Origin of the sequence: Arthrobacter sp. FW306-2-2C-D06B (genome assembly GCF_021789175.1) — a bacterium.
Classification (GTDB): domain Bacteria; phylum Actinomycetota; class Actinomycetes; order Actinomycetales; family Micrococcaceae; genus Arthrobacter.
This window is the reverse complement of sequence record NZ_CP084560.1, coordinates 2,222,760-2,247,373: the sequence shown is the minus strand read 5'-3', so window position 1 is coordinate 2,247,373 and position 24,614 is coordinate 2,222,760. Positions and strand designations below refer to the sequence as shown.

Below are 24,614 nucleotides of genomic sequence, written 5' to 3'. Positions count from 1 at the left end.
GGCTGGGCAACCCCCGGCTTCTGCACCTTCCTGGCCTTCACACGACCGCGGTCATGCGAAGACCAGGAACCCGCACTTAGCCCGACCAGGCAAAGGGAGCGGAGAAGGAGTTCTTTCCGGCGTTGTCCCAGCTCATCCCGAACACGTCCACGCGGGCCGTGCTGGACGTGCCGGCCGCCAGGGTGTCCGCGGGGAACCCGACCCCGCTAACTTTCACTCCGAGTCCCGTGGCATCCATCGGAGACACGAAGTCTTCCACGGCCATGTCGACTGCGCTGCCAACGCGGACCTGATGCATGCGCCCGTCCTCGGTATAGGCGATATCCAGTGACTCCATTCCCGCCATTTCACCGATCAAGGGTGTCAGGCCCTCCATCGGGCCGCCGAGCTGGCCACCGAAAACAGCGCCAAGCGCTTCCGCTTGCTCGGGCGAGGCGGCAGCGTCCATCAGGACACCGAGCTTCCATCCCCCGTCGCTCATGAGGGCAGGCGTATCGGCGACGACGCAGACCGTCAGGCCACCGACGTCGACGCCGTTTACCTCACCGGTGTCCACATGAAAGGCCAAGGCCACGTTGCAGCGATCGTTATCCGCCGGTGCGGTCAGCCCGGAAGTGGAACACGGGCAGACCATGTCGCAGTTGCAATTCTCAAAATACGTACCCTCGACGTGCCACGGCATTTGGGGCTCCTTTCGACGAGGCATCCCCAGAAAAAAGTCTCCTCGCGGCCCGGAACAGTGTCAACGCTCTCAGCATCGCTCACGGGTCCATGGGTCGCACCTCGATCGGCCACAGCCTGGCCTCTCCGAATTTGCCGGCGATTTCCACAGCGCGGTCCATGTCCACGCAGTCGACCACGTAATAGCCGGCCACGATTTCCTTCGTCTCGATGAACGGGCCGTCCGTCACCGTAGGCCCGTCGCCGTTGCTTCTTACGAACTTCGCTTCCTCACCCAGCTCGTGTGCCTCCACGAACTCTCCCGAGGCCCTGAGTTCCTGCTGCAACGAAGTATGCGCCTGCATGATCGCCTCGATCTCGTCCGCGGGCAGGGCGTTCCAGGTGTCGAAATTGTTTTGAATCAGCAAGAGGTGTTTCATTTTTGCTCCTTAACGGCGGGTGTGGGGCTGTTCCGCTTGGCTTCCGACAAGGACGAGGACGCAGAATTTGTCTCCGCAAGACGTTTGCCAAGGTAACGCCGTTCGGCCTCGGATGGTGCGAGTTCCCGCGCCCTCTGGTATTCATCCCGGGCCTCCGAGCTTCTGCCCAGGCGGCGCAGGAGGTCCGCTTTCGCGGCAGGCAGGAGGTAGTACCCTTCCAACGAGCGGGTTCGGTCAAGGTGCTCGATGAGGGCAAGGCCGGCCTCCGGCCCCTGGGACATTGCGACTGCGACAGCCCGGTTGAGCTCGACGACCGGAGACGGAGCGATCTGCGCAAGGGAGTCATACAGCAAGGCCACCTTGGCGAAGTCTGTGCCGCCGGGGGTACGGGCGGTCATGTGGCACGCCGCAATCGCGGCCTGGACCCGGTAGCTCCCCGGCCGGGAGCGGCGTGAAAGGCCGAGACGCTCGGCAGCCGCTAGGAGCGCGACGGCCTCCGCAATCTCAGCCTGATCCCAGGATTCGCGGTCCTGCTCCTCCAACGTCACCAAGTCCCCTGCGGCGTCCGTTCGCGAGTTTCGCCTGGCGTGGTGGAACAGCATGAGCGCCAGGAGGCCCACGGCCTCCGGCTCTTGCGGGGAGCCGGCGAGCAGCGAAACAAGCAAGCGATTCAGGCGTATCGCTTCCCTGGCAAGGGGCTCGCGGAGCAATGATTCGCCCCCGGTGGCCGAATAGCCTTCGTTGAACATGAGGTAGAGCACGGCCAGGACTCCGGCCGTGCGTTCAGCCCTCAGCTCCGGCGGCGGCACCCGATATGGGATTCCTGCGTCCCGTATCTTGGCCCGCGCGCGGACGAGCCTCTTTGACATGGTTGCTTCCGAGACGAGGAACGCACGCGCAATCTCGCCTGTGGTGAGCCCCGCGACCGTGCGCAAGGTCAACGCAACCCTCGCGTCGAGCGGGAGAGCCGGGTGGCAACATGTGAAGATCAGCCGCAAGCGGTCGTCCTCCGCGGCCGGATCACTGCTGACCGCTTCTTGGAGGCTTTCGAGTTGAGCGATGATCGCGAGTTCACGGACCGCCCTCTTTTCGCTGGCCGCACTCCGCATGCGGTCGATCGCCCTGTTCCTGGACACGGTGGTCAGCCACGCCCCGGGATTCCTCGGAATGCCGTGCTCCGGCCAGTCGACCAACGCCTTTGCGAACGCGTCCTGGACGCAATCCTCTGCCAGGTTCCAGTCGCCCGTCACACGGATGAGGGTTGCGGTGATGCGGGCGGTCTCTTCGGCCGAGGCGGCCTCGACGGCGGTCCGGGCGTCCGTCAGTGCTGGTGTCACGTCTTCCCTCCCACGATCATCGACGCCGGCCACCCCGCGAACCGCTACAGCCCGAGCGGCCACACTGGCCTGATCTCGATCTTGCCGAATCTCGCCATCGGATGCTTGGACGCCACTTCGATGGCCTCATCGAGATCGGCACACGCGATGATGTCATACCCGGCGATCCATTCCTTCGTCTCCGCAAACGGTCCGTCCGAGACAACTACCTCGCCCGCCCGCACCGCGACGGTGGTCGCGTCCTCGACAGGACGCAGCCGGTCACCGTGACGGCTCACTCCCCGGGCTTCCATCTCGGCCACCCATTCCACGATATTGTCCTCGGCGGCAACATATTCCGGCGCTGCCGGGTCGTTGCAAATGAAAAGCATGTACTCCACGATGACTCCTTCTTATCGGTTGATACACCATGACGACGAGCGGGACGGCCCGAAAAGGACACTGCTTCGGGAAATTCTTTTGCAAGCCAAAATGGCCGTGAGCTTGCCCCCTTGACCATGTTGACACTCACAATGACGCGGGCAAGACTGATCATAGGTCCGCGTCCTACGAGGTGCAGGACGTCTGGCCCCCAAAGGGGTGGACAATGCAGATTCCGGCTCCATTTGATTACGAGCGCGCGAGCGACGTCGCAAACGCGCTGGCCCTCCTCGAACGCCACGGTCCCGAGTCGCGCATCATCGCAGGCGGACACAGCTTGCTGCCGATGATGAAGCTGCGCCTGGCGCGGCCGGAATGGCTGATCGACATCAACGACCTGACGGAACTGGAATTCATCCGCCGGGAAGGTGAGCAGTTGCGTGTGGGTGCCCTAACCCGCCACACAGCGCTCCTCGAGTCCACCGACGTCGCTGAACTCTTTCCGATAATCCGTGACGCTGAGCAGGTGATCGCGGACCCTGTGGTCCGCAACCGCGGCACGATCGGCGGCTCGCTCTGCCAAGCCGATCCGGCCGAAGACCTTTCTAGTGTGTGCGATGTCCTGCGCGCCCAGGCCGTGATCCGCGGGCCCGACGGCGAGCGGATCGTCGCCATGTCGGACTTCCACCGCGGCCCCTACGAAACCGCGGTGGCGCAGAACGAACTGTTGTACGAAGTCCGCTTCACGATCCGCCCGCGCTCGGGCAGCGCCTATGAAAAGGTGGAACGCCGGGTGGGTGACTGGGCGATCGTCGCGGCCGGGGCCGCCGTCGGGCTCTCCGAAGACGGGACTGTGGAAGAGGCCGCCATCGGGCTCACGGCGGTCGGGCTGGACGGCACTGTCCCCGAGGCCGAAGCCGTGCTTCGCGGACAACGGCCGCATGAAGACCTGTTTGTCGAGGCGGCCCGCATCGCAGCCGCCGCCTGCCACCCGGTGGACGACCAGCGTGGACCGGTCGACTATAAACGGCATCTGGCCGACGAACTCACCCGCAGGGTCCTGCGGCGTGCGTGTGCGCGCGCCGCAGGTGCACAGGAAGGCTGAAGCAATGCAGATCAGCATGACGGTCAACGGGGACAAGGTGACCCGGGAGACCGAACCCCGCGTGTTGCTGGTCCACTTCATCCGCGAAAACCTTGGATTGACCGGCACACACTGGGGATGCGACACGAGCAACTGCGGAACCTGCGTCGTGTTGATGGACGGCCAGCCGGTGAAATCGTGCACCGTGCTGGCAGCCATGGCCGATGGACACGACATCCGGACCGTCGAGGGGCTGGCCGTCGACGGTACGCTCGATCCGGTGCAGCAGGGGTTCATGGAGGAACACGGCCTGCAATGCGGATTCTGCACTCCGGGCATGATGCTCACGGCCAGGGCCCTTCTGGACCGCAACCCGCATCCGGACGACGCCGAGATCCGCCAAGCCATTTCCGGCCAGATTTGCCGGTGCACCGGTTACGCGACGATCGTCCGCTCGGTGCTGTGGGCCGCCGCCCACCCGCCCGGTCGGGACACTGGGACGGACACTGGGACGGAAGGCGGTGGCTCCGAAGGGACCATCGAAGAAGAGGTGACGGCGTGACCACCATCCAGGAGCATGCACCCAACCCGGCGGCCGGAGACCCGGGCCGCCCGATCGGATTCGGCCGCCTCCAGCGCAAAGAGGACCCGCGGTTCGTCCGCGGCAAGGGCCATTACCTCGACGACATCGTGCTGCCCGGCATGCTGCACGGAGCCATCCTGCGCGCCCCCGTTGCGCATGCCCGGCTCGTTTCGCTAGACATCAGCGAGGCGTTGGCGCATCCCGGGGTCCGCGCGGTCATCACGGGCAAAGACCTGCAGGCGCTCAACCTCGCGTGGGCGCCCACCCTGTCGGCGGACGTCCAGGCGGTCCTGGTCACAGACAAGGTCCGATTCCAGGGCCAGGAGGTCGCTTTCGTCGTCGCCGAGGACCGCTACGCCGCGCGCGACGCGCTGGAGCTGATCGACGTCGAATACGACATGTTGCCGCCGGTGATTGATGCCCGCCACGCCCTCGACCCCGGCGCGCCGGTCATCCGGGACGATGTCGAGGGCCGGACGGACAACCGGATCTTCGATTGGGAGATCGGCGACGCCGCTGAAACCGAGGCGGTGTTCGCCGCCGCGGACGTCGTCGTCGCCCAGGAGGTCGTATATCCGCGCGTCCACCCGGCACCCATGGAAACCTGCGGCGCCGTCGCGGACTTCGATTCGATCGACGGCAGGCTGACCCTCTACGAAACAACCCAGGCCCCGCACGCCCACCGGACACTGTATGCGATCGTCGCCGGCATCCCGGAACACAAGATCCGGATCGTCTCCCCCGATATCGGCGGAGGTTTCGGCAACAAGGTGGGCATCTATCCCGGTTACGTCTTGGCCGTCGTCGGCTCGATTGTCACCGGCAAGCCGGTGAAGTGGGTGGAGGACCGCTCGGAGAACCTGATGTCGACGTCGTTCGCCCGCGACTACATCATGCAGGGCGAGATCGCGGCCACCAAGGAAGGCAAGATCCTGGCGGTCCGGACCAACGTGCTGGCAGACCACGGCGCCTTCAATGCCACTGCGCAACCCACCAAGAACCCGGCTGGATTCTTCTCCATCTTCACCGGGAGCTATGACCTGAAGGCGGCTTACTGCAAGGTCACGGGTGTCTACACCAACAAGGCCCCCGGAGGCGTGGCCTACGCCTGTTCGTTCCGCGTGACGGAGGCGGTCTACCTGGTGGAGCGCATGGTGGACATCCTGGCCAAGAAACTGGAGATGGATCCAGCAGAGCTGCGGCTGAAGAACTTCATCAAGCCGGAACAATTCCCGTACGCCAACAAGACCGGCTGGGTCTACGACTCCGGCAACTACGAGCCCGCCATGCGACTGTCCATGCAAATGGCCGGGTACGAGGACCTCCGACGCGAACAGCTCGAAAAGCGGGAGCGCGGCGAGCTGATGGGCATCGGCGTCTCCTTCTTCACCGAGACCGTCGGCGCCGGGCCGCGCAAGCACTTCGACATCGTTGGGCTCGGCATGGCCGACGGCGCCGAACTCCGCGTCCATCCCACGGGCAAGGCCGTCGTCAGGATTTCGGTGCAGAGCCAGGGCCAGGGCCACGAGACCACGTTCGCCCAGATCGTGGCCGAGGAGCTCGGCATCCCGCCGGAGAGCATCGACGTCGTGCACGGCGACACCGACCAAACGCCTTTCGGCCTGGGCACCTATGGGAGCCGCTCGACGCCGGTCAGCGGCGGCGCAGTGGCGCTAGTGGCGCGGAAGGTCCGGGAAAAGGCGAAGTTCATTGCGGCCGCCATGCTTGAGACCCGGCCCGAGGACCTCGAGTGGGAAAAGGGCCGCTGGTTCGTCAAGGGCGATCCAAGTGCCGGCAAGACGATCGCGGAGATCGCCTTCGGCGCCCACGGCACCGTGGCTCTCCCGGAGGGCATCGACGGCAACCTGGACGCGGAGGTGACCTATGACCCTCCCAACCTGACGTTCCCGTTCGGCGCCTACATCTGCGTGGTGGACGTCGACGCCGGGACCGGCCACGTCAAGGTCCGGCGCTTCATCGCGGTGGACGACTGCGGGACCCGGATCAACCCGATGATCATCGAAGGCCAGGTCCACGGCGGGCTGACCGACGGCGTCGGGATGGCCCTCATGGAAATCATCGCGTTCGACGAGGACGGCAACTGCCTCAGCGGATCCTTCATGGACTACCTCATCCCCACGGCAATGGAAGTCCCGGACTGGGAGACCGGGTTTACCGTCACGCCGTCGCCGCACCACCCCATCGGAGCCAAAGGCATCGGCGAATCCGCCACGGTCGGGTCCCCGCCGGCCATCGTCAACGCCATCGTGGATGCGTTGACGCCATATGGAGTGACGCACATGGATATGCCGTGCACGCCGGCCCGGGTGTGGGAGGCCATGCAGGGCCGGGCCAGGCCACCGGTGTGACATGCCCCTGCATGGAGAAGCCCTGGCGGCGAGGGCACAGGAACTTGTGGAGCGCCGGGAACCGTTTGTGCGTGCCACGGTAGTTCGCGCGCAGCACCCCACCAGCGCCCACGCCGGGGACACCGCCCTGGTGCTGGCCAACGGGGACATCGACGGGTTCCTTGGCGGCACCTGCGTCGAGGCCTCCGTGCGCGAATACGGCCTGCAGACGCTGTCCAAGCATGAACCCCTGCTGCTGCGCGTCGTCGCCGGCGAGCCGTCCCGCACCCGCGAGGAGGGCGCCGTCGAGGTCGCAAACCCCTGCCTCAGCGGCGGCGCGGTGGAGATCTTCCTTGAGCCGCACATGCCTGCTCCCCGGGTGGTGGTGGTCGGCGCGACCCCCGTGGCACAGGCGTTGGGCGCCTTGGGTGCCATCCTCGACCTGGACATGGAACTCAGCGACGGAGCCGCCGCGGAACCGCGTGCCGACGACGCCGCCCTGATTGTCGCTTCCCAGGGCCGGGACGAGGAGCCCGCGTTGGAGGCGGCGCTCCGGCTAGGGGTGCCATACGTCGCCCTCGTCGCCAGCCGCACGCGCGGCGCCGCCGTCCTGGCCTCGCTCGACGTCGACGACGGCCAGCGTGCACGGGTGCACAGCCCGGCCGGACTGCTGCTGGGCGGCCGGACGCCTGCCGAGATCGCACTGTCGATCCTGGCCGAGCTTGTGTCCGTGCGCCACCCTGGCGGGGCTGCAGACACCACGACGGCAGACACCACGACGGCGGATCCGGCGCCCCCGAGCACCGAGCCGGCGAGCGCCGTGGACCCCGTCTGCGGCATGAGCGTCGCGGCTGTTGAGTCTACGCTGCACGCCGAGTACGCCGGAACGACATACTACTTCTGTTCCCCTGGATGCAGGAGGGCGTTCCTCGCCGAACCGGAACGCTATGCCACCGCGTCGTGAGCCCCGGCTGGGACGTGAACGATGACCGGGCCGGTGCGGGCGGGTGCGGAAGACGATGTCCGGCGTCTTGTCCCGGACGTTTCCGCGCTCATGACCGCACTCGACGACGGCGACTACCTTGCCGACGTCGGACTGGCGACCGCGTTGTTCCTGGCTATCCGCTTGCCGCAACCCATCCTGCTTGAGGGTGAGGCCGGCGTCGGGAAGACCGAGGCTGCAAAGGCGCTGGCCAAGGTGCTCGACACGCCCTTGTATCGCTTGCAGTGCTATGAGGGCATCGACGTGGGCGAGGCCCTGTACGAGTGGAACCATCAACGCCAACTTCTGGGCATCCGCTTGGCTGAAGTCCGGGACGTCCGCGTGGACGAGTCCGACCTTTTCGGGGAACAGTACCTGCTTCGCCGCCCGCTGCTGAAGGCGATCGAGCATCCCGGCCCGCGTCCGGCCGTCCTGCTGCTGGACGAGATCGACCGGGCCGACGCTGAGTTCGAGGCCTTCACTTTTGAGCTGTTGGCTGAGGCCGCGGTGACGATTCCCGAGCTGGGCACCATTCGCGCGACGCACCCGCCCGTCGTCGTCCTCACCTCCAACCGGACCCGGGACCTGCACGACGCGTTGACCCGGCGCTGCCTGTACCACTGGATTGACTACCCCCGGCCGGAGCGCATCGCCGCGATCGTCCGCCGCAGGGTGCCCGGGAGCGCCGAGCCGCTCGTCCTGGATGCCGCGGCGGCCATCACGAGGCTGCGGTCCCTGGACATGGCCAAACCCCCGGGTATCGCGGAGGCGATCGACTGGGTGTCCGCCCTGACGGTGCTCGGCGTGGAACGACTGAACCCGCCGGCGGTGAAACAGACCTGGGGTTCGGTCCTGAAGAATCGCGACGATCTGGACATCGCCTGGGCCCGCGGACCGGCATGGGTGGCCGGCGGCCATGACTGAGCCTGTACTCAGGGATGGCTTGGCCGGCGTGGACGCTGCGGCTTTGGCGGTGGGGTTCAGCACGGCGCTGCGCCGTGCAGGGTTGCCGGGTTCCCCTGACCGCGCTGCCTGGCTTGCCCGGGCGCTCAGGATCGTTCCCCCTACTGCCCGTGAGCCGCTGTACTGGACGTGCCGGGTGGCGCTCGTCTCCTCACACGAACAACTACCGGTATTCGACGCCGTCTTTTCGGCCGCATTCGACGGGATGCTCGATCCGGCTGACACCCGCGGCGATACCAATAGTCCGCCGGCAATCGGCGCGGCCGAGCACACCCGGACCGCTCCAAGCGAACGACGCGTGGCCCAGGCCGACGGTCGCGTCCCGGCGTCGCGGGCACCCGTCTCCACTCCCGGGGTAGAGAACCACGAATCCAATGCACCGGAGTTCGAGGCAATCCTGGCCATGGCCTCCCCTGACGAGCACCTGCATGGGAAGTCCTTTGCCGAGCTGACACCCGAAGAAGCTGCACAGGTGCGCCAGCTGGTGCGGCGCATCGTGCTGGCTACCCCGGAGCGCCGAAGCCGCCGGACACGCCAAGGGGCGCATAGTGGCGCACGGCTCGACCTCCGGCGCACCATCCGCGCGGCTCTGCGCACCGGTGGCGACGCAAGCTCCTTGGTCTATTCCCGCCGTCGTCCGCGTCCGCGCCGCCTCGTGTTCCTATGCGATGTATCCGGCTCCATGGAACCGTACTCACAAGTCTTTCTTTCCCTGCTGCAGGGCGCGGTGGCCGGCGCACAGGCCGAGGCGTTCGTGTTTTCCACCCGGCTGACCAGGCTGACCCGGCAGCTTTCGAACCGGAACGCAGACAAAGCCTTGGCCCTGGGAGCCGCGGCCGCCCCCGACTGGGCGGGTGGCACGCGTCTGGCGGAGAGCCTCCGGCGCTTCATCGATGGCTATGGACGCCGCGGGCTGGCCCGGGGTGCGGTCATTGTGGTGCTCTCCGACGGTTGGGCACAGGATGCCCCGGAACTCGTGGACTCCCAGATGGCGCGGCTACGGCGGCTTGCTTACCGGATCATCTGGGTCAATCCGAGGAAGGCCGGCACGGACTACCAACCGTTGGCGGGCGGAATGGCCGCAGCGCTGCCCTACTGCGACGCCTTCGTCAGTGGGCACAGCTACGCCGCTTTGACGGAAGCCACAGCCGCCATTCGCGCCCAGCGGCCACGCCCGACAAAGAAGCAGGCAGTGCAACCGACAGCAGGGGAGGAAAGGCATGACTGAAACGGCCATTGAGCTCATAGGCGTGACCAAGCGATTCGGCTCCCTGACCGCCGTCGACGATCTCAGCCTGCAGGTGGAGCGCGGGGAGATTTTCGGCCTTCTCGGCCCCAACGGCTCAGGCAAGACGACCACCATCGACATGATCAGCGGCCTCAGCCGCCCAAGCTCCGGCGCGGTCAGGGTCCTGGGCATCGACCTGCTGAAGGATCCGCGCGGAATCCGTCGCTCGCTCGGGACGGTACCGCAGGAGAACGCACTTTACGAAGAGCTCACAGCAGAAGCCAACCTCCGGTTTCATGCCGATCTCTTCGACGTTCCCCGGCAGGGCCTCGACAAACGGATCACCTCGCTGCTCGAGCTAGCGCAGCTTGAGGAGCGCCGGAAGAGCCGCGTTTCCACCTTCTCCGGCGGCATGAAACGACGCCTGGCCCTGGTCCGGGCGCTCCTCCACGAACCCGAACTGCTCTACTTCGACGAACCGACCCTCGGTGTCGACGTGCAAAGCAGGCATGCCCTCTGGGACCGGATCCTCGAACTCAAGGATCACGGCACCACCGTACTCATCACCAGCAACTACCTTGAGGAAGCCAACGCCTTGTGCGATCGTTTGGCCATCATCGACCGCGGACGGCTGGTGGCACTCGATTCGCCATCCAAGCTGCGGCGCAGCTTTGGTGACACCATGCTTGAAATGCGCACCCATCCGGCCCCCGGGGAGGACATCATTCGAAAGGTCCTTGCGCTCCCCGGCGTTGTCTCGGCAATTGCTTCCGACGGCTCACTGAAGGTCAGTGTGGAGGGCGGTGCCGACGTCACCGGCAAGGTCGTCACCGCCGTCGTCGGATCCACGAGCCTGGAGGAGATCCAGAGCCGGGAACCGAGCCTCGACGAGGTCTTCCTGAGCTTGACGGGCAAGGAACTCCGGGAATGAGCCTCCGCCATGACCTGCGTGTGGTCCGCGCCGTGGCGGCGACGGACATCCGCCTCACCCTCCGGGAGCCGTTGTTCGCCATCATCGGCGTCCTCATCCCGATCAACTTTTTGCTTCTGTTCCTGCTCTTCGCGCTCAGCGGCGGCCAGGCACCGATCGCCGTCGTGATGAAGGACCACGGACCGTTGGCCGAACGTTTCGTCCAGGCCATGGACGGCGCACATTCGTTCATCATCCACACCGCGACCCCGGCTGATGCAGAACGGGAGATCCGCTCCGGCAGCATTGTCGCCGTCGTCACCGTGCCACAAGAGTTCGACGCCGCCCTTGCCGCCCGAGCGCGAATCGAGATTCCGGTGGAAGTCAACAACCTCAACGTCGACTTCACCAACGACATCCGTAGGGCGGTGCCCCTGTCCATCACGTCCTTCTACGCCAACGCCTTCCCCGACCAGGTGGTGGTGACAGCCCGCGAATCCGACGTGCAGGCCCAGGACACCGGGTACATTCCGTACCTCGCCGTGAGCATCATGGTTGCCGGCCTGATGCTCGCGTCCCAACTGCAGGGCAGCGTCAATACCGCGCGGGACTACGAACTCGGGACCATCAAGGAACTCGCACTGGCGCCTGTGGGCCGTTTGACCATCGGAGTGGGCAAAGTATTGGGGGCCGCAGTCCTCGCGGTGGCGTCCGCGCTGCTGCTACTCGCCGTCGTGGTCCTCTTTATCGGGGTCCATCCGGTCTATCCACTCGAAGTGTTGGGCTTCGGGCTCGTGATTCTGGCCGCGTTCCTCGCCCTCGGCGTCCTCGTCGGGATTCTGGTCCGTCGGAGGCAGCAGGCAATCCCCCTGTCCATCGCGGCCGTTCTTCCTCTGTTTTTCTTGAGCGGACCGTTCGGACCGGCGAACTGGCTGGGCACCATCCCCGGGGGGATCGCCGCGATATCGCCCCTCACCTATGCGATCGCCGCCTTCCAGCACGCCTTCCACGGCTACCAGACGGCTCCGCAAGGCCTGACTGTGGACGCCATCGTGCTCGCAGCCTTCAGCGTGGCGGCCATCGGGTGCGCAGCATCCGTGTTCGGCCGGCGGGGCGCGAGGCACTGATGGCCGCCGGACGTGCCGTGCTCGCCATTGCGGCGAAAGACATCCTGACCTGGTTCCGGACACCGTCGGCGATTCTGGCCAGCTTGTTGCCGCCCGTCGCGTTCCTGCTGATCATTTTCGTGGTGGCGGGGGCGGTCGGCCGGAACCCGGTCGCCCTGGTGGTTGAGGACAGCGGGCCGCAGGCGCAGCGACTCGTCTCGATCCTTGAGGGCTCGGACGCCTTCCGCATCCAACGGGCCGACCCTGTTGAAGCCACCCACCTCCTGGACGCGCTCCAAGTCGCGGCGGTCATAACCGTACCCGCCACGTTCGACGACGACTACCGGGCGCGGCGGCCCGACCCCGTCAGCGTGCAGATCAACAACCTGAATCTCGACTTCACCAACGATTTGCGCCGTTCAGTGCCAGCGGCCATCACCAACTTTTATGTCGGACAGCCGGACACACCGATTATGGTCGGCGTCGCCGAATCGGACCTGAGGCCCCACGACGTCGACCTGGTCCAGTTTCAGCTCGTGCCTATTCTCGTGCTCCTGCTCACGATCATGGGGATCGTCAACGGCGGGTTGGCAGCCGCCCGCGAGTTCGAAGAACTTACCATCAAAGCGCTGTTGCTCTCCCCGATCGGCCGCGGGTCGCTGATCGCCGGCAAGATCCTGGCGTGCTGGGTAACAACCATGCTCGTGGCTGCAGTGGTCCTGGTCTTGTCGTACGCCTTTGGGGTCCTCCGGCCTGCCGGCTGGTATTGGTTGCCGGCGCTGGCCGCGATCGGACTGATCGCGCTGGCGGCCGCTGGGCTCGGGACGGCTTTGGGAGGTGCGCTGCGGCGCTTCTCAGCCGTTGCCGGGGCTGGCATCAATCTGTCGATCTACCTGTTTTTCCTCAGCGGAGGAATCAGTGTTGCGGCGTTCTTGCCGGATTGGATCCAGGCCATAGCGCACTTCACACCAACCTTTTACGGAGTGGACGCGCTCGAGGCAGCGATCTTCTACCAGTCGACCGAAAACCTCGGCCGGGACCTGGCCGTGCTGCTGGCGACGGCCGCCGTCGGACTCGTTTTGGGGACCGTGTCCCTTCGACGGCGGCTCGTCGCTTACTAGCCGCCGAGATCGACGGCGTCGCAAGCACCAACGTTTAGACCCTGCTTCGGCGTCCTCTGAGCGCGCCGAAGATCAGCAATACGATGACGGCTCCCAGGATGGAGAGCAGCCAGGTCCTCAGATCGAAGAAGTCTCCCAGTCCGCCACCGAAGGCGAGGGATCCGATCCAGCCGCCGAGAAACGCCCCGACAACTCCCAGAAGCATGGTGATCAGCAAGCCGCCGCCTTGCCTTCCAGGAAGAATGGCCTTTGCGATGGCGCCGGCGATCAGGCCGAGCAGAAGAAAAGCGAGAAGTCCCATGGTGCATCTCCTTTGCAACGAAGACCAGCGCCGGTCCGGCGCTTCGCCTCTGAGTCAATCAGCATGCTTACTGGCGGGCAAGGTCCCGATCGAGAATTCGCCAACCGTTCACGGAGTGTCCCGCTTGCTCGCCTGCCGCCGGGACACCGGTTTCTTCGTCTTCTTCGGCTCCGGAACGGTCGGTGACGTGAGCGCCGCGGTTTCGGCGGTCGCCGTATGCGTCAGCGCTGCGAGCGACGCGGCCACCGAGTGGTCGGGCACCTCCTCGGGGGCGCTGTGCGCACGAAGCACTACGAGTGACTTCGCCGCGAGCGACATCATGCCGTCTGCTTCGACGGGCTCGGAGTCGGCGCTCTCCCCCGCGGTGTCGATCAGGATGTCCCAGGCCGGCGCGTATTCGTCGGAGGGCAGCCTGAACTTGACTTCGTCGTCGTGGGCGTTGAAGTAGAGCAGGAAGTTGACGTCCGTGATGCGCCGTCCCTGGTTGTCCTTTCCTTGGATGCCGTCGCCGTTGAGGAACACGCCCACGGAGCGGCCGAAGCCGTTGTCCCAGTCCTCGGGCTGCATGGTGCTTCCATCCGGATCCAGCCATTCGATGTCCGGAAGCCTCTCGCCTTCGCCGCGCAGCACCGGGCGTCCGTCGAAGAAACGGCTGCGGCGGAAGGTGGGGTGCTTGGCGCGCAAAGCGCTGACCGCGGCCGTGAACTCCACGAGCGGCTGGTCCACGCTATCCCAGTTGATCCAGGTCAGCTCGGAGTCCTGGCAGTAGCCGTTGTTGTTGCCCCGCTGCGTCCGGCCCAGCTCGTCACCGTGCAGCAGCATCGGGACACCCTGGGACAGAAGCATGGAGGCGATGAAGTTCCGCTGCTGGCGGGCACGAAGGCCCAGGACCTTGGGATCCTCCGTGGGCCCCTCGACGCCGCAGTTCCAGGAACGGTTGTGGGATTCGCCGTCGTTGTTGCCCTCGCCGTTCGCCTCGTTGTGCTTCTCGTTGTAGGACACCAGATCGGCCAAAGTGAAGCCGTCGTGGGCCGTGACGAAGTTGATGGAAGCCACCGGGCGGCGCCCCGAGTGCTCGTAAAGATCCGCCGACCCGGTCAACCGGGACGCGAACTCGCCCAGGGTGGAAGGCTCGCCACGCCAGAAATCGCGGACCGTGTCCCGGTACTTGCCGTTCCATTCCGTCCACTGCGGCGGGAAATTGCCCACCTGGTAGCCGCCCGGGCCGACGTCCCACGGCTCCGCGATCAGCTTGACCTGCGAAACCACCGGATCCTGCTGGATGAGCTCGAAAAAGGTCGACAGCTTGTCCACGTCATAGAACTCACGGGCCAGCGTGGACGCGAGGTCGAAGCGGAAACCGTCCACATGCATTTCGGTGACCCAATACCGCAGGGAATCCATGAGCAACTGCAAGGAATGCGGGCTGCGCACGTTCAGCGAGTTGCCGGTGCCCGTGTAGTCCATGTAGTGCTTCTCGTCGCCCTCCATCAGCCGGTAGTACGCGGAGTTGTCGATGCCCTTGAAGGACAGCGTCGGGCCAAGGTGGTTGCCTTCGGCGGTGTGGTTGTACACGACATCGAGAATGACCTCGATCCCGGCCCGGTGGAGGGACCGGACCATGGCCTTGAAGTCTTGCACCTGCTGGCCGGCGTCCCCAGCGGAGCTGTAGCTGTTGTGCGGGGCAAAGAACCCGATCGTGTTGTAGCCCCAGTAGTTGTTCAGCCCCTTGTCCTGCAGGGTGCCGTCATTGACGAACTGGTGGACGGGCATGAGTTCGATGGCCGTGACGCCGAGCTTCTGCAAGTGGGAAATGACCGACGGGTGGGCGACCCCGGCATAGGTGCCGCGCTGCTCCTCCGGAACCTCGGGGTGGAGCTGGGTCAGGCCCTTGACGTGCGCCTCGTAAATCACGGAACGGTGGTACGGGATCCGCGGAAGGTGGTCCCCGTCCCAATCGAAGAACGGGTTGATGACCACGCCCATCATCATGTGCGGCGCGGAATCCTTGTCATTGCGGGAGTCCGGATCCCCCATGTTGTACGAGAAAAGCGCCGGATCCCAGTCGATCTGCCGGTGGATGGCCTTGGCGTAAGGGTCCAGGAGGAGCTTGTTGGGATTGAAGCGCTGCCCGTTGGCAGGGTCATACGGACCGTGCACGCGGTAGCCATACTTCTGTCCGGGCTGGACGTGCGGCAGGTAACAGTGCCAAACATAACCATCGACTTCCACGACATCGACTTTGGTTTCGGAGCCGTCATCCTGAAACAAGCAAAGCTCGACTTTCTCAGCCCTCTCACTGAACAAGGCGAAGTTGGTTCCGGTTCCATCGAAGGTGGCGCCAAGGGGGTACGCCGATCCGGGCCAGATTTCCATTCGTGCTCCTATTATGTTGTCCAACCATTTTGTCCGGCAGGGTCATGCGTCGGCAGGGTACTTTTGTCCCCGGTTCTGCTGAACAGCAAATTCCGGCAAGTACTAAGGGTGCTTACTATATCCCGGATCACTCCGCCATGAGATTCATTCACAGGGCGGGCTTTGTTATCCCAGGGTGGAGAGGGCCGCCGGAACGCACTCGATCCTGACCGGCATGTTCGCGTCAACGGATTTCACTTCACCGTCAATCTGGTAAGTCAGGGGCTTGAGGGTGGTGAACGAGTAGCTGCTCACGCTGGGCTGCTCCCCCAGGCCCTTCGTAGCTGCCCGCAGCGCGGTCAAGAGGACCTTCCACTTTGGCATGTGGGCAAAGACGATCACTTCGAACTTTCCGTCAGCAAGCTTGTCGTCCGCGTCGCTAAGCGTGGCGTACTTCGCCATCTCCGGAATATTGGCGAGCACGAGGCTGTCAAGGCTGCGGCGCGCGCCGTCGGCCTGGCGTATTTCGAAGGGCTCAAACTTCGAAAAGGTCCGCACCACCGAGACCATTTCCTTCAGGGCCCCCTTGCCGCCCTTTTCCAAGTCCATGGCCACCACCGGCGTCAGCCCGAAACCGACGTAGGAGTGCGCGTACTCCCCGGGCGAGTCCGATCCCTCGCCCGTGTGGACGCGCAGCAAGTCGATGCTCCGCACCTTGCCCCCGGCGATTGCTTCCCCGAGCGGCTGGGTGCCGGTACTCCGCCGGTGGTCATTGGCATTGCCCGCACCCAGCACCGCGCACACCGCCCTGGGATTGCCGCCTTGCATCACACCGTTGACAACTTCGTTGTAGCCCCCGTCGCCGCTGACGGAAACCACCAACACGTCCCCGCCGCCGCTCACAGCGTCCCGCGCGAGCTCCACTGCATGACCGGCATGGGCGGTCGGCTGCAGCCTGATGTCCACCGGGTAGCTAAGAAGACCCTCCAGCTCGCCGTGGAGACCCTCAGCCAGTCTGCGTGCATCCCCGGTGCTGTTGGGATTGAAAATGATGACGATCGATTCAAAGGTCCGTGCAGAAGTCATTGCCGCTCCGATATTTGCTCGTGATGACTTCGGTAAGTGTACTTACAATCTTCCCCCGCACCCTAAGGGACGGGGACCGGACTACTTGGCTGAAGGGATCAACCAGCAAGGCCCGGTAGACTTTCGTGCCATCCTCTACCCCTCCCGGGGTAACCGCGCGGGACGAGAAGCGAAGGCAGACCGATGGACACCCCAACACCACCGACCTCTCCTCGGCGTCCGCAGCCTGGGCGCCGCCCTTCAGCGGGGCACCCAGAACCGGCGCGTGCAAAAGTCATCAGCTACCCGGTGCCTGTCCCTTCCGAGCCGGAGAGGGCTGCGCAAAACTGGGTGCAGTCTGTAACGGAGCCGGATCAGGCCCAGCCCCCAGTTCCTAAAGGCGCCAAGAAGGCCAAGCGGTCCAAACGGAAGTGGCGGCGCAAGCTCCTCCTGGCGCTGATCGCCCCGCTTGTCCTGGTCCAAATTATTGCCTTCATGTTCAGTATGGGCGTGACCCCGACACGTACCGCTTACATGCTGGAGGCGGGTGAGCCCAACGTCTATCAGTTCGTCTCGATCAACCACATGAGCCGGCACTTGCTGGCCGCGACCATCGCCCATGAAGACGAACAGCTCGGCACACGCAGCGGGGCCTTCGACGTCGGCGACCTCCAGGCAAGGGCACAGGCGTACTTCCAGGGAAAGCCCGACCCCAGCGGTTCCACGATCCCCCAGCAGCTGGTCAAGAACATTTTCCTCTGGGACGACCAAAACGCCGTGCGCAAGGGCATTGAAGCTGTCCTCGCAACCCAGTTCAGCTACACGTTGAGCCCTCAGCGCACCTTGGAGCTCTATCTGAACTATGCCCAGTTCGGACCCCACCTCTACGGCGTTTGCGCCGCCAGCTGGTACTACTTCGGAACACCGCCGTGGAACATGACCGATTACCAGTCGGCGCAGCTCATGGGCGTCCTCCCACTACCGGATCTGGTCAAGAGAGACCCCAGCGGGGGCATCTACCTCGGCACGGGCGTCGACCCCGCCGTGTGGAACCTTGTGAATGGAGCCGCCAACGTCTGGGTACCCCGGCAGCTCGCTGGCCTGGGCGGATGGCAGGGGGCCGTCGCGACAATCGGCATCACAGACACCGCCGACAGCCATGCCGGCCAGCGCACCGATAACGACGCCTGCTCCACCATGCCCCAAAGCGTCAAGGACCGCATCCAAAGCGAGGCCGGCTAGGACCGCCGGAACAAGTCTGGCGCCGTAACCGGACTCAGCCGCGCGGTGCCGGCAAGTCCAGGTTCCAGTGGCGCGAGACCATCAGCAGCCAGTCGACGTCGTCGTCGTGCCCCGCGCCCGCGGGTCCAGAGGTGATGAAGAAGCGGGAGACAACGCGCTGCGAGCCTTCAGCGTCTCCGTAGAGCACGTCGACGGCGAACCCTTCGCCGGCCGCTCCGGCGGTTGCGTTGCGGAAGTCGGCCGACTCCGGGTCCCGGATGGCGACCTGGCAGAATCCGGCGTCGTTGGCAGGCACGTAGATGTCCCGGGTGAGCCGGTGGAACTCCTCAACTGGCGACAACGGTGCCCTGGAGTCCGGGGGAAGGTGCCAGCCGTGCAGGATCGCCACTCCCGCACCGGCGTTGCGCACAGACATCAACAGATACACAGCGTCGTCGCTGATCTCGAGAGCGGCATGGCCACCGCGCACCACCATCCATTTGCCTTCCATGAAGCGCACCTTCTGCGGGGCGTCAGACCAATTGGAAGGCAGCAGGATGGGGCGCAATCCATTCAGCAGGGCACGCTCGGCCAGCCGCGCCGACCGGTTGGCCGAGCGCGTGGAAATGAACGTCGCGACGGCGAGAACGGTCGTACCGAGAGCGGTGCCGAGGTTGGAGATCAGGACCCAGTCGACCATAAGCCACATTCAACGCCTGTCCTGCCCCGCGGGCAATGGACCTCTAACTATCTTCCGCCCTCGATCTTCCGGCTGCGCTGGTTCTGCGCCATCGGACCGTACGGATAGACGCCGACGCGCGGTTGGCTGGCCTCGGTGAGCCGGCCGGTTTCCTCGGGGCTGAGTTCCAGGTCTGCCGCGGCCAGGTTGTCCGCCAGCTGATCCGTTGTGCGGGCGCCGAGGATCACGGAGGTCACGGCGGGCCGGTCCGTCAGCCAGGCCAGTGCAACCTGGGAGGCGCTGACGCCGTGGTCCGCTGCAATCTTTTCCACTGTCCCGATGACGTCCCAGGTGCGGGGGTCGTCGTTGCGGGCCTGCCAGGCTTCCATGCCGCGTTCCGGGTTTTCACCAAGGCGGGTCGCGCCGGTTGGCGGCACATTGCGCTTGTACTTGCCGGAGAGCCAACCCCCGCCCAAGGGAGACCACGGCAGCAGCCCGATTCCAGCATCCAGGGATGCCGGAACGATCTCCGATTCGATCTCACGCACCAGCAGGCTGTACTGCGGCTGCAAGGTCACCGGTGCGCTCCATCCAAAGGCCTTGGCGACGTGGACGGCCTTGGTCAATTGCCACCCCAGAAAGTTGGAAAAACCGTAGTAGGCGATCTTGCCGCTGCTGACGGAGTCGTGCAGGAAGCGCAGCGTCTCCTCCAACGGTGTGATGGGGTCCCACGCGTGCATTTGGTAGAGGTCGATCTGCTCCACGCCCAGGCGGCGGAGCGAGTCGTCCAACGCCCGCGTGAGGTGGCGTCGGGAGGTGCCGACGTCGTTCGGCGCCGTCCCCATAGGGAAGCGGCCCTTGGTGGCCAGCACCACGCGGTCCCGCGCATCGGGCCGTTCGGCCAGCCAACGGCCGATGATCTCTTCCGATGCACCGGCGCTGTAAACATCGGCGGTGTCAATGAAGTTGCCGCCGGCGGCGACGTAGCTGTCCAGGATGGCGTGGGACGTTTCCTCGGTAGCTTCGGCACCGAATGTCATCGTTCCGAGCGCGTAGTTCGAAACCACTGCGCCGCTGTTGCCCAAAGTGCGGTATTGCATGCTGTTCCTCAATCCTCGACGGGGGTGGTGCGGTTCGAATGGTAGGTGCGCCAAGTGTGTTCAGGCTCGAAGCCCAGGAGTCGCCTGGCCTTATCGATGGAGAGCATGGTCTCGTGCTCTTCCAGGTCCTTGGTCACCTTCACATCGGGGAATACCTCTGCGGCCAGGCTGGCACTGGACCGGCTCATGACCGTGTCCGCGTTCGCGATGATGAATGCTTCGAACCCCGGCTTGCCGTTTTCAAGGGCCCGGGCCACAGCCTGTGCCCCGTCGCGGCCATCGATGTAACCCCAAAGGTTCCACTTGCGCAGCCTGGCGTCGGAGTCGAAGGACGGAAACCGTTCGTAGTCTTCCGCGTCCATGACGTTGGAGAACCGCAGCCCCACGATGCTCAGCTCGGGGTCCCAGCGCGTCAACTCGATGGCCATCTGCTCTTCCAAATGCTTCACGAGCGAATAGGTGCTTTCCGGCCGCGCCGGGTATTCCTCATCCACCGGGATGTACGGAGGGTCGACGTCGAACGGCAGTCCCAGCACCGTCTCACTTGAGGCGTAGACAACCTTCTTGATGCCGGCCCGGCGGGCCGCCTGAAACACGTTGTACGTCGAAAGCATGTTGTTCTCGAACGTCGCCACATCCGGGACGATGCCGGGGGCTGGAATGGCCCCCAGATGCACGACGGCGTCGAAGCCACTGTGCCGGTCGTCCAGGCCCAGGAACACATCCAGCACCTGGCCATAGTCACGCAGGTCGACGATCGCCAGACCCGGGCTTCGCTCGCCCGCACGGTCCAGGTTCAACACCTGGTGGCCGTCCCCGCTGAGCCGGCGCACGACATGCCGGCCCAGCTTTCCGCTTCCACCCGTCACTGCAATTCTCATCGGTACTCCTTCGAAATAGCTCGGCGGTCTCAAATCGACACTAGGGCACAAACCTGCTCCGGCGCGTGGCCCTCCCGGTCCTAGGACAGCCAGACACCCGCTCCCGCGGGATGACCTCCGCGAATGCAATTCGCCGACACGGCCAACTTTTTTCGGCATTTCAACTTGTGCCCGAGCCGCCGATCATCCACACTGGCTACAGATCCGCAGGAAAATCCTTCCGCCGATCAAGCCCGCCGGATTCTACGGCCAGCAACCGCCCCATCACAGAATGCCGGGCAGCCCCTCTCGAACCACCGCCTTCCGCCTCCCCGGGCGCGCCCGGCCCGGAAGCCCGTGACCGCTGAGAGCCCGGTACTTCCCACCGAGAAAGAGCCCACGATGATCAAACGCCACTCGGACGTCGTCCTGGAAATCACCGCCCACGACCCTGACACCATCGAGAACGACCTGAACACCGCCGTCGAAATCGCCCGCGAACACGCCGTCAGGGAGCACCGTCACGGGATCCTCGTGACGCAGCACGGATTCACCAGGTACACCGTCGCAATCAGCCGGGACGTACCCTATGGGCAGACACTCGAACGGCGCGAGTTGCCGGGGAGCTGACAGACGAAGACGGAATCAGAGTGCCGAGTCGGCCACCATGACGCGAATCAAAGCAGGTGGGAGGATGGGCGCATGGAACTGCACATTACGGGCGACCCCGCCGCCGACCAACTGCTCAGCGATGACGCGTTCGCACTTCTCATCGGGATGCTGCTAGACCAACAGGTGACCATGGAGTCTGCGTTTGCCGGACCCGAAAAGATCCGGACGCGGATCGGATCCATGTCCCCTGCCGCAATCGCTGAATATGACCCTGCAGGCTTCGTTGAGGTCTTCAAGGAGCGTCCGTCCGTCCACCGTTTCCCCGGCTCGATGGCCGGCCGCGTCCAGGATCTCGCCGCGACCGTTCAGCACGATTGGAATGGAGACGCAACGGCCATCTGGACCCAGGACAACCCAGATGGCAAGGAGGTGCTCCGCAGGTTGAAGGAATTGCCCGGCTTCGGAGAGCAGAAGGCAAAAATCTTCCTGGCACTGCTCGGGAAGCAGCGCGGACTCCAGGCGCAAGGTTGGCGCGAGGCTGCCGGCGCATACGGCCAGGAGAGCGCTTTTCTTTCTGTCGCCGACATCGTGGATCCGGAGTCGCTGAGAAAAGTTCGCGCCAACAAGCAGGCTGCCAAAGCCGCGATCAAAGCGGCGAAGGCTTCCGGGAGCTGAGACGCACGCGGCGGGCTTTGTTCCCGCCGATATCGTGAAACGCTTGCAGCATGGATCTCGAAGTGTCACCTGCGCTCACGATTCCGACGTCGGAACTCGGCTGGCGGTTCTCCCGCTCGTCAGGGCCTGGCGGTCAACACGTCAACACCTCGGACAGCCGCGTCGAACTGTCATGGAATGTCGCCGACTCGGTAGCGCTTTCCGATGACCAACGGCTGCTGTTGGTCACGCGTCTTGGACCCCGTCTCATCGCCGGGGTGATCACAGTGGCCGCCTCCGAGCAGCGGTCCCAGTTGCGGAATCGCGAAATCGCACTGGCCAAGCTCTCGCGCCTCGTGGCGGAGGGTCTTGCTCCCGAAGCGGCTGCCCGACGGGCGAGCAAACCCACCCGGAGCTCGAAGCGCCGGCACCGGGTCGCAAAGGAACACCGGGCGGCGACGAAACAACAACGGAAACGACCGTCCGCCGAGTAGCTCGCTTAGCGAATCCCGCTGTCCACAACCAGCGTGACATGAACGGGGATCTCCGAGATGACCACCGGCTGGGTCGCCATTGAAAGGTAACCGCCGATGTTGCTCGCCTTGATCACGTAACGACCGTCAGGCAGCGTGAGATGGAAGGCACCGGTGCCGTCGGTCCGTGTCGAGCCCCGGGCAGCGTCCCCCGCCAAGGCGACAACCGCGGCGCCTGGGACGGGGCGCGGCGGACACTCCTGACCGACACGTTCGACGGGACATACCGGTGCGGTCAGGACAACGCCGGTGACAACACCGGTATGCCCCGCGTCCGGATCTCCCGGACCGGCGCATCCGCACAACCACAGGGCCGCGGCCAGCAGGGTCACGAGGAATCGCTTCACTTCACTCACCAATGTGTGTCGAATCAGGGAGCCGGATGAATGGGATCGATCCGTGCCCTTGGGACAATCATAGGTGGGTCAGAGGTAGCTGCAGATCCGTTCGGCGTCGCACGCATCCGGGTCCGCAGCAGCGGCGACGGCGTGGAAATCGGCCACGGTGGCGCGCAGCGCGACGAGTTCGGCGATCTGTGCGTCGAGGTCGGCCAACTGACCGGCCAAGAGGTCGCGCACATGGGTGCAAGGGGCGCGGCCCGCATCCCGGAGAAGCAGGATTTCGCGGATCTGTGACAAGGCCAGTCCCGCGGCGCGACCGCGGCGAATGAAGTCGAGCCTGTTGATGGTTTCGCTTGTGTAATCGCGATATCCGTTGGCAGACCGTTTCGCAGCCGGCAACAGCCCATGCTCTTCGTAGAACCTCAAGGCCTTGCTCGTCATACCCGCCGCTTGGGCGGCTTCACCGATTCGCACCATGCACCCCGTCATCCCCCATTGACCTCCCACTGTAGGGGAAGGCGCCCATGGGGTGAAGCAGGACTAGCGCAAGTATTCAGCGAATTCCATCTCGAAGTACCGCTTCGCCCCGACGCCGATCACGGAGATTCTTCGTTCGCCGTCCTTGAACAAGAACACCGACGGAACAGAGCTGATCCCGAAGGCACCCGCGGTTTCGGGATTCTCATCGACATTGACTTTGACAACGTCGATTTTGTCAGCGTATTCGACCGCGAGCTGTTCAAGGACAGGCGTAAGCCTGGTGCAGGGTCCCGACCAAACCGCCCAGAATTCCACGACGACGGGTTTGGCCGACTTCAGCACTTCGGCGTCGAAGGACGCGTCAGTGACTTCTTTGGTTCTTGACATGCCTTCACCTCCTTGAATGTCTTCCACCCTCGCACTCTCCCCTAAGGGAAATGTCAAGGGGCAGATTCTTGTGATGGGCACTGGGGCCGGACTAGCGACTTGCGGGATAAGCCATCAAGCTAGGTAGGGGGAACCGAGGGAAGGAACACTCCCTCCGCACAGGAAGGCCCCGCAATTCCTAGCCCGAAACGACCACTCACTCCATGGATCCGCACGTACCTCAAGGGCGGCGACGCAGGCAGCGCGAACGCCAAAGGCCTCGGCCCTCTCAAACCTGTCGAGCCTGCCGCCCGGCGGGAGGGCAAGCCCCTCCTCGGCGAGGATCAGGTCTATGTAATGAAGAACGGCAAGGAGTACCACCCGGCGTGGTGCCCCGTTGTGGCCGACAAATGGAGGAGCGCCCCGCGAGGGCTGCTTGTGACCCTCTTGGCCGACGTCGGCACGCGGGCCAGGTGCCAGGAATGCGATCGCTCGTTGAAGACGGTCACGGAACCCTTAACCGGGGAACACGAAAAGCAACCCAGGCCCGCTCGGCAGCCTGACATGGTCATCCCTTTGCGAGTCGTCGGCTTCTCCCATGGAGTCCTGTTTCTCGCGGCTGGGCCGAAATATCAGCATCTGCTCAAGCAGACCGCGGTAGAGCCGGCCACCCCGCTGCTCGTCGATGGTCTTCGGCACGGAATGTTGCTGCGGGTGGACGCCTCCCGCCAGGAGCCACTCCTGGTTATCCAGATGGATCCCCGCGCCAAGTTCCGGAGCGGCGCCTATCAGGTGCGATTGCGTCTTCCGCTGCAGCGCTCGGCCACCAAACCCTATGCTGTGGACTCCATTGAGCCGGCGGCGCGGGCCAGGCACGCCGCACTGCACCCGCCGGTCGCTGACGATTCGGGAAGTTGAGCCTGAC

27 protein-coding genes are annotated in these 24,614 nt (G+C 64.8%); 14 read left to right on the top strand and 13 right to left on the bottom strand.

The features are described 5' to 3' along the window. Nucleotides 1–76 precede the first annotated feature (76 nt). The 4 genes from LFT47_RS10500 to LFT47_RS10485 form a co-directional block, all read right to left on the bottom strand. Nucleotides 77–682: a DUF1326 domain-containing protein gene (locus LFT47_RS10500; protein WP_236818133.1), complete on the bottom strand. Its 606-nt coding sequence runs from the start codon at nt 680–682 to the stop codon at nt 77–79. Between the two features lie 79 nt (nt 683–761). Continuing rightward, entirely contained in the window at nt 762–1,100 is a 339-nt protein-coding gene (locus LFT47_RS10495; RefSeq protein ID WP_236818126.1) for a YciI family protein, read from the bottom strand. Then, nucleotides 1,097–2,437: an RNA polymerase sigma factor gene (locus tag LFT47_RS10490; protein WP_236818125.1), complete on the bottom strand. Its 1,341-nt coding sequence runs from the start codon at nt 2,435–2,437 to the stop codon at nt 1,097–1,099. Before LFT47_RS10490 ends, LFT47_RS10495 begins: the two co-directional genes overlap by 4 nt. Nucleotides 2,438–2,481: 44 nt before the next feature. Then, a complete protein-coding gene (locus tag LFT47_RS10485; RefSeq protein ID WP_336885439.1) occupies nt 2,482–2,808 on the bottom strand; it encodes a YciI family protein in 327 nt (108 codons plus the stop codon). A gap of 215 nt (nt 2,809–3,023) precedes the next feature. On the opposite strand from LFT47_RS10485, the gene LFT47_RS10480 reads away from it, so the two are divergent. From LFT47_RS10480 to LFT47_RS10440, 9 genes are read left to right on the top strand one after another with little or no spacing between them, the layout of a single operon-like run. Then, complete coding sequence (locus LFT47_RS10480; RefSeq protein WP_236818121.1) at nt 3,024–3,902, top strand: FAD binding domain-containing protein; 879 nt, start codon at nt 3,024–3,026, stop codon at nt 3,900–3,902. 4 nt (nt 3,903–3,906) lie between these two features. Further along, nucleotides 3,907–4,443, top strand: coding sequence for a (2Fe-2S)-binding protein (locus tag LFT47_RS10475; RefSeq protein WP_236818119.1), 537 nt, complete (start codon nt 3,907–3,909; stop codon nt 4,441–4,443). Beyond that, nucleotides 4,440–6,833, top strand: a complete 2,394-nt coding sequence (locus tag LFT47_RS10470) for an aerobic carbon-monoxide dehydrogenase large subunit (protein ID WP_236818117.1) — start codon at nt 4,440–4,442, stop codon at nt 6,831–6,833. The genes LFT47_RS10475 and LFT47_RS10470 overlap by 4 nt, the downstream gene beginning before the upstream one ends. Nucleotide 6,834: 1 nt before the next feature. Then, on the top strand, nt 6,835–7,776 hold the full coding sequence (locus LFT47_RS10465) for an XdhC family protein (protein WP_236818110.1): 942 nt from the start codon (nt 6,835–6,837) through the stop codon (nt 7,774–7,776). A gap of 21 nt (nt 7,777–7,797) precedes the next feature. Further along, on the top strand, nt 7,798–8,718 hold the full coding sequence (locus LFT47_RS10460; protein WP_236818108.1) for an AAA family ATPase: 921 nt from the start codon (nt 7,798–7,800) through the stop codon (nt 8,716–8,718). Then, the gene (locus tag LFT47_RS10455) at nt 8,711–9,985 is read left to right on the top strand and encodes a vWA domain-containing protein (RefSeq protein ID WP_236818106.1); all 1,275 of its coding nucleotides are present in this window, start codon (nt 8,711–8,713) and stop codon (nt 9,983–9,985) included. Before LFT47_RS10460 ends, LFT47_RS10455 begins: the two co-directional genes overlap by 8 nt. After that, nucleotides 9,978–10,916 (top strand): ABC transporter ATP-binding protein, encoded by a 939-nt coding sequence (locus LFT47_RS10450; protein ID WP_236818105.1) that lies wholly within the window; start codon nt 9,978–9,980, stop codon nt 10,914–10,916. Before LFT47_RS10455 ends, LFT47_RS10450 begins: the two co-directional genes overlap by 8 nt. After that, complete coding sequence (locus tag LFT47_RS10445) at nt 10,913–12,022, top strand: ABC transporter permease (protein ID WP_236818103.1); 1,110 nt, start codon at nt 10,913–10,915, stop codon at nt 12,020–12,022. Before LFT47_RS10450 ends, LFT47_RS10445 begins: the two co-directional genes overlap by 4 nt. Beyond that, nucleotides 12,022–13,122: an ABC transporter permease gene (locus tag LFT47_RS10440; RefSeq protein WP_236818101.1), complete on the top strand. Its 1,101-nt coding sequence runs from the start codon at nt 12,022–12,024 to the stop codon at nt 13,120–13,122. The genes LFT47_RS10445 and LFT47_RS10440 overlap by 1 nt, the downstream gene beginning before the upstream one ends. Nucleotides 13,123–13,156: 34 nt before the next feature. On the opposite strand, the gene LFT47_RS10435 is transcribed toward LFT47_RS10440, so the two are convergent. From LFT47_RS10435 to LFT47_RS10425, 3 genes are all read right to left on the bottom strand, one after another. Beyond that, nucleotides 13,157–13,423 (bottom strand): GlsB/YeaQ/YmgE family stress response membrane protein, encoded by a 267-nt coding sequence (locus LFT47_RS10435; protein WP_236818099.1) that lies wholly within the window; start codon nt 13,421–13,423, stop codon nt 13,157–13,159. A gap of 108 nt (nt 13,424–13,531) precedes the next feature. Further along, the gene (gene glgX, locus LFT47_RS10430) at nt 13,532–15,799 is read right to left on the bottom strand and encodes a glycogen debranching protein GlgX (RefSeq protein ID WP_236818097.1); all 2,268 of its coding nucleotides are present in this window, start codon (nt 15,797–15,799) and stop codon (nt 13,532–13,534) included. Between the two features lie 165 nt (nt 15,800–15,964). After that, entirely contained in the window at nt 15,965–16,864 is a 900-nt protein-coding gene (locus tag LFT47_RS10425) for a diacylglycerol/lipid kinase family protein (RefSeq protein ID WP_236818095.1), read from the bottom strand. Nucleotides 16,865–17,194: 330 nt separating this feature from the next. Here LFT47_RS10425 and LFT47_RS10420 point away from each other — a divergent pair, with 330 nt between their 5' ends. Continuing rightward, complete coding sequence (locus tag LFT47_RS10420; RefSeq protein ID WP_236818088.1) at nt 17,195–18,085, top strand: transglycosylase domain-containing protein; 891 nt, start codon at nt 17,195–17,197, stop codon at nt 18,083–18,085. 34 nt (nt 18,086–18,119) lie between these two features. Here LFT47_RS10420 and LFT47_RS10415 read toward each other — a convergent pair whose 3' ends face one another. From LFT47_RS10415 to LFT47_RS10405, 3 genes are read right to left on the bottom strand one after another with little or no spacing between them, the layout of a single operon-like run. Further along, complete coding sequence (locus LFT47_RS10415; protein WP_236818086.1) at nt 18,120–18,764, bottom strand: hypothetical protein; 645 nt, start codon at nt 18,762–18,764, stop codon at nt 18,120–18,122. A 47-nt stretch (nt 18,765–18,811) separates the two neighbouring features. Continuing rightward, nucleotides 18,812–19,843 carry an aldo/keto reductase gene (locus LFT47_RS10410; protein ID WP_236818085.1) on the bottom strand — a complete coding sequence of 344 codons (1,032 nt, stop codon included), beginning with the start codon at nt 19,841–19,843 and terminating at the stop codon, nt 18,812–18,814. A gap of 8 nt (nt 19,844–19,851) precedes the next feature. After that, a complete protein-coding gene (locus LFT47_RS10405) occupies nt 19,852–20,724 on the bottom strand; it encodes an NAD-dependent epimerase/dehydratase family protein (RefSeq protein WP_236818078.1) in 873 nt (290 codons plus the stop codon). A gap of 336 nt (nt 20,725–21,060) precedes the next feature. On the opposite strand from LFT47_RS10405, the gene LFT47_RS10400 reads away from it, so the two are divergent. The 3 genes from LFT47_RS10400 (at nt 21,061) to arfB (ending at nt 22,463) form a co-directional block, all read left to right on the top strand. Beyond that, nucleotides 21,061–21,333 (top strand): hypothetical protein, encoded by a 273-nt coding sequence (locus LFT47_RS10400; protein ID WP_236818076.1) that lies wholly within the window; start codon nt 21,061–21,063, stop codon nt 21,331–21,333. Nucleotides 21,334–21,405: 72 nt separating this feature from the next. Then, nucleotides 21,406–21,990 carry an HhH-GPD-type base excision DNA repair protein gene (locus LFT47_RS10395; RefSeq protein WP_236818069.1) on the top strand — a complete coding sequence of 195 codons (585 nt, stop codon included), beginning with the start codon at nt 21,406–21,408 and terminating at the stop codon, nt 21,988–21,990. A 50-nt stretch (nt 21,991–22,040) separates the two neighbouring features. After that, a complete protein-coding gene (arfB, locus tag LFT47_RS10390; RefSeq protein WP_236818067.1) occupies nt 22,041–22,463 on the top strand; it encodes an alternative ribosome rescue aminoacyl-tRNA hydrolase ArfB in 423 nt (140 codons plus the stop codon). 5 nt (nt 22,464–22,468) lie between these two features. Here the strand turns inward: arfB and LFT47_RS10385 are convergent, their stop codons facing one another. From LFT47_RS10385 to trxA, 3 genes are all read right to left on the bottom strand, one after another. Continuing rightward, a complete protein-coding gene (locus LFT47_RS10385; RefSeq protein ID WP_236818065.1) occupies nt 22,469–22,858 on the bottom strand; it encodes a carboxypeptidase-like regulatory domain-containing protein in 390 nt (129 codons plus the stop codon). Nucleotides 22,859–22,927: 69 nt separating this feature from the next. Continuing rightward, the gene (locus LFT47_RS10380) at nt 22,928–23,317 is read right to left on the bottom strand and encodes a heavy metal-responsive transcriptional regulator (protein ID WP_236818516.1); all 390 of its coding nucleotides are present in this window, start codon (nt 23,315–23,317) and stop codon (nt 22,928–22,930) included. A gap of 66 nt (nt 23,318–23,383) precedes the next feature. Then, nucleotides 23,384–23,710 carry a thioredoxin gene (gene trxA / locus LFT47_RS10375; RefSeq protein ID WP_236818063.1) on the bottom strand — a complete coding sequence of 109 codons (327 nt, stop codon included), beginning with the start codon at nt 23,708–23,710 and terminating at the stop codon, nt 23,384–23,386. A gap of 543 nt (nt 23,711–24,253) precedes the next feature. Between trxA and LFT47_RS10370 the strand changes: the two genes are divergently transcribed. After that, nucleotides 24,254–24,607, top strand: a complete 354-nt coding sequence (locus LFT47_RS10370) for a hypothetical protein (protein WP_236818061.1) — start codon at nt 24,254–24,256, stop codon at nt 24,605–24,607. The last annotated feature ends 7 nt before the right edge of the window (nt 24,608–24,614 follow it).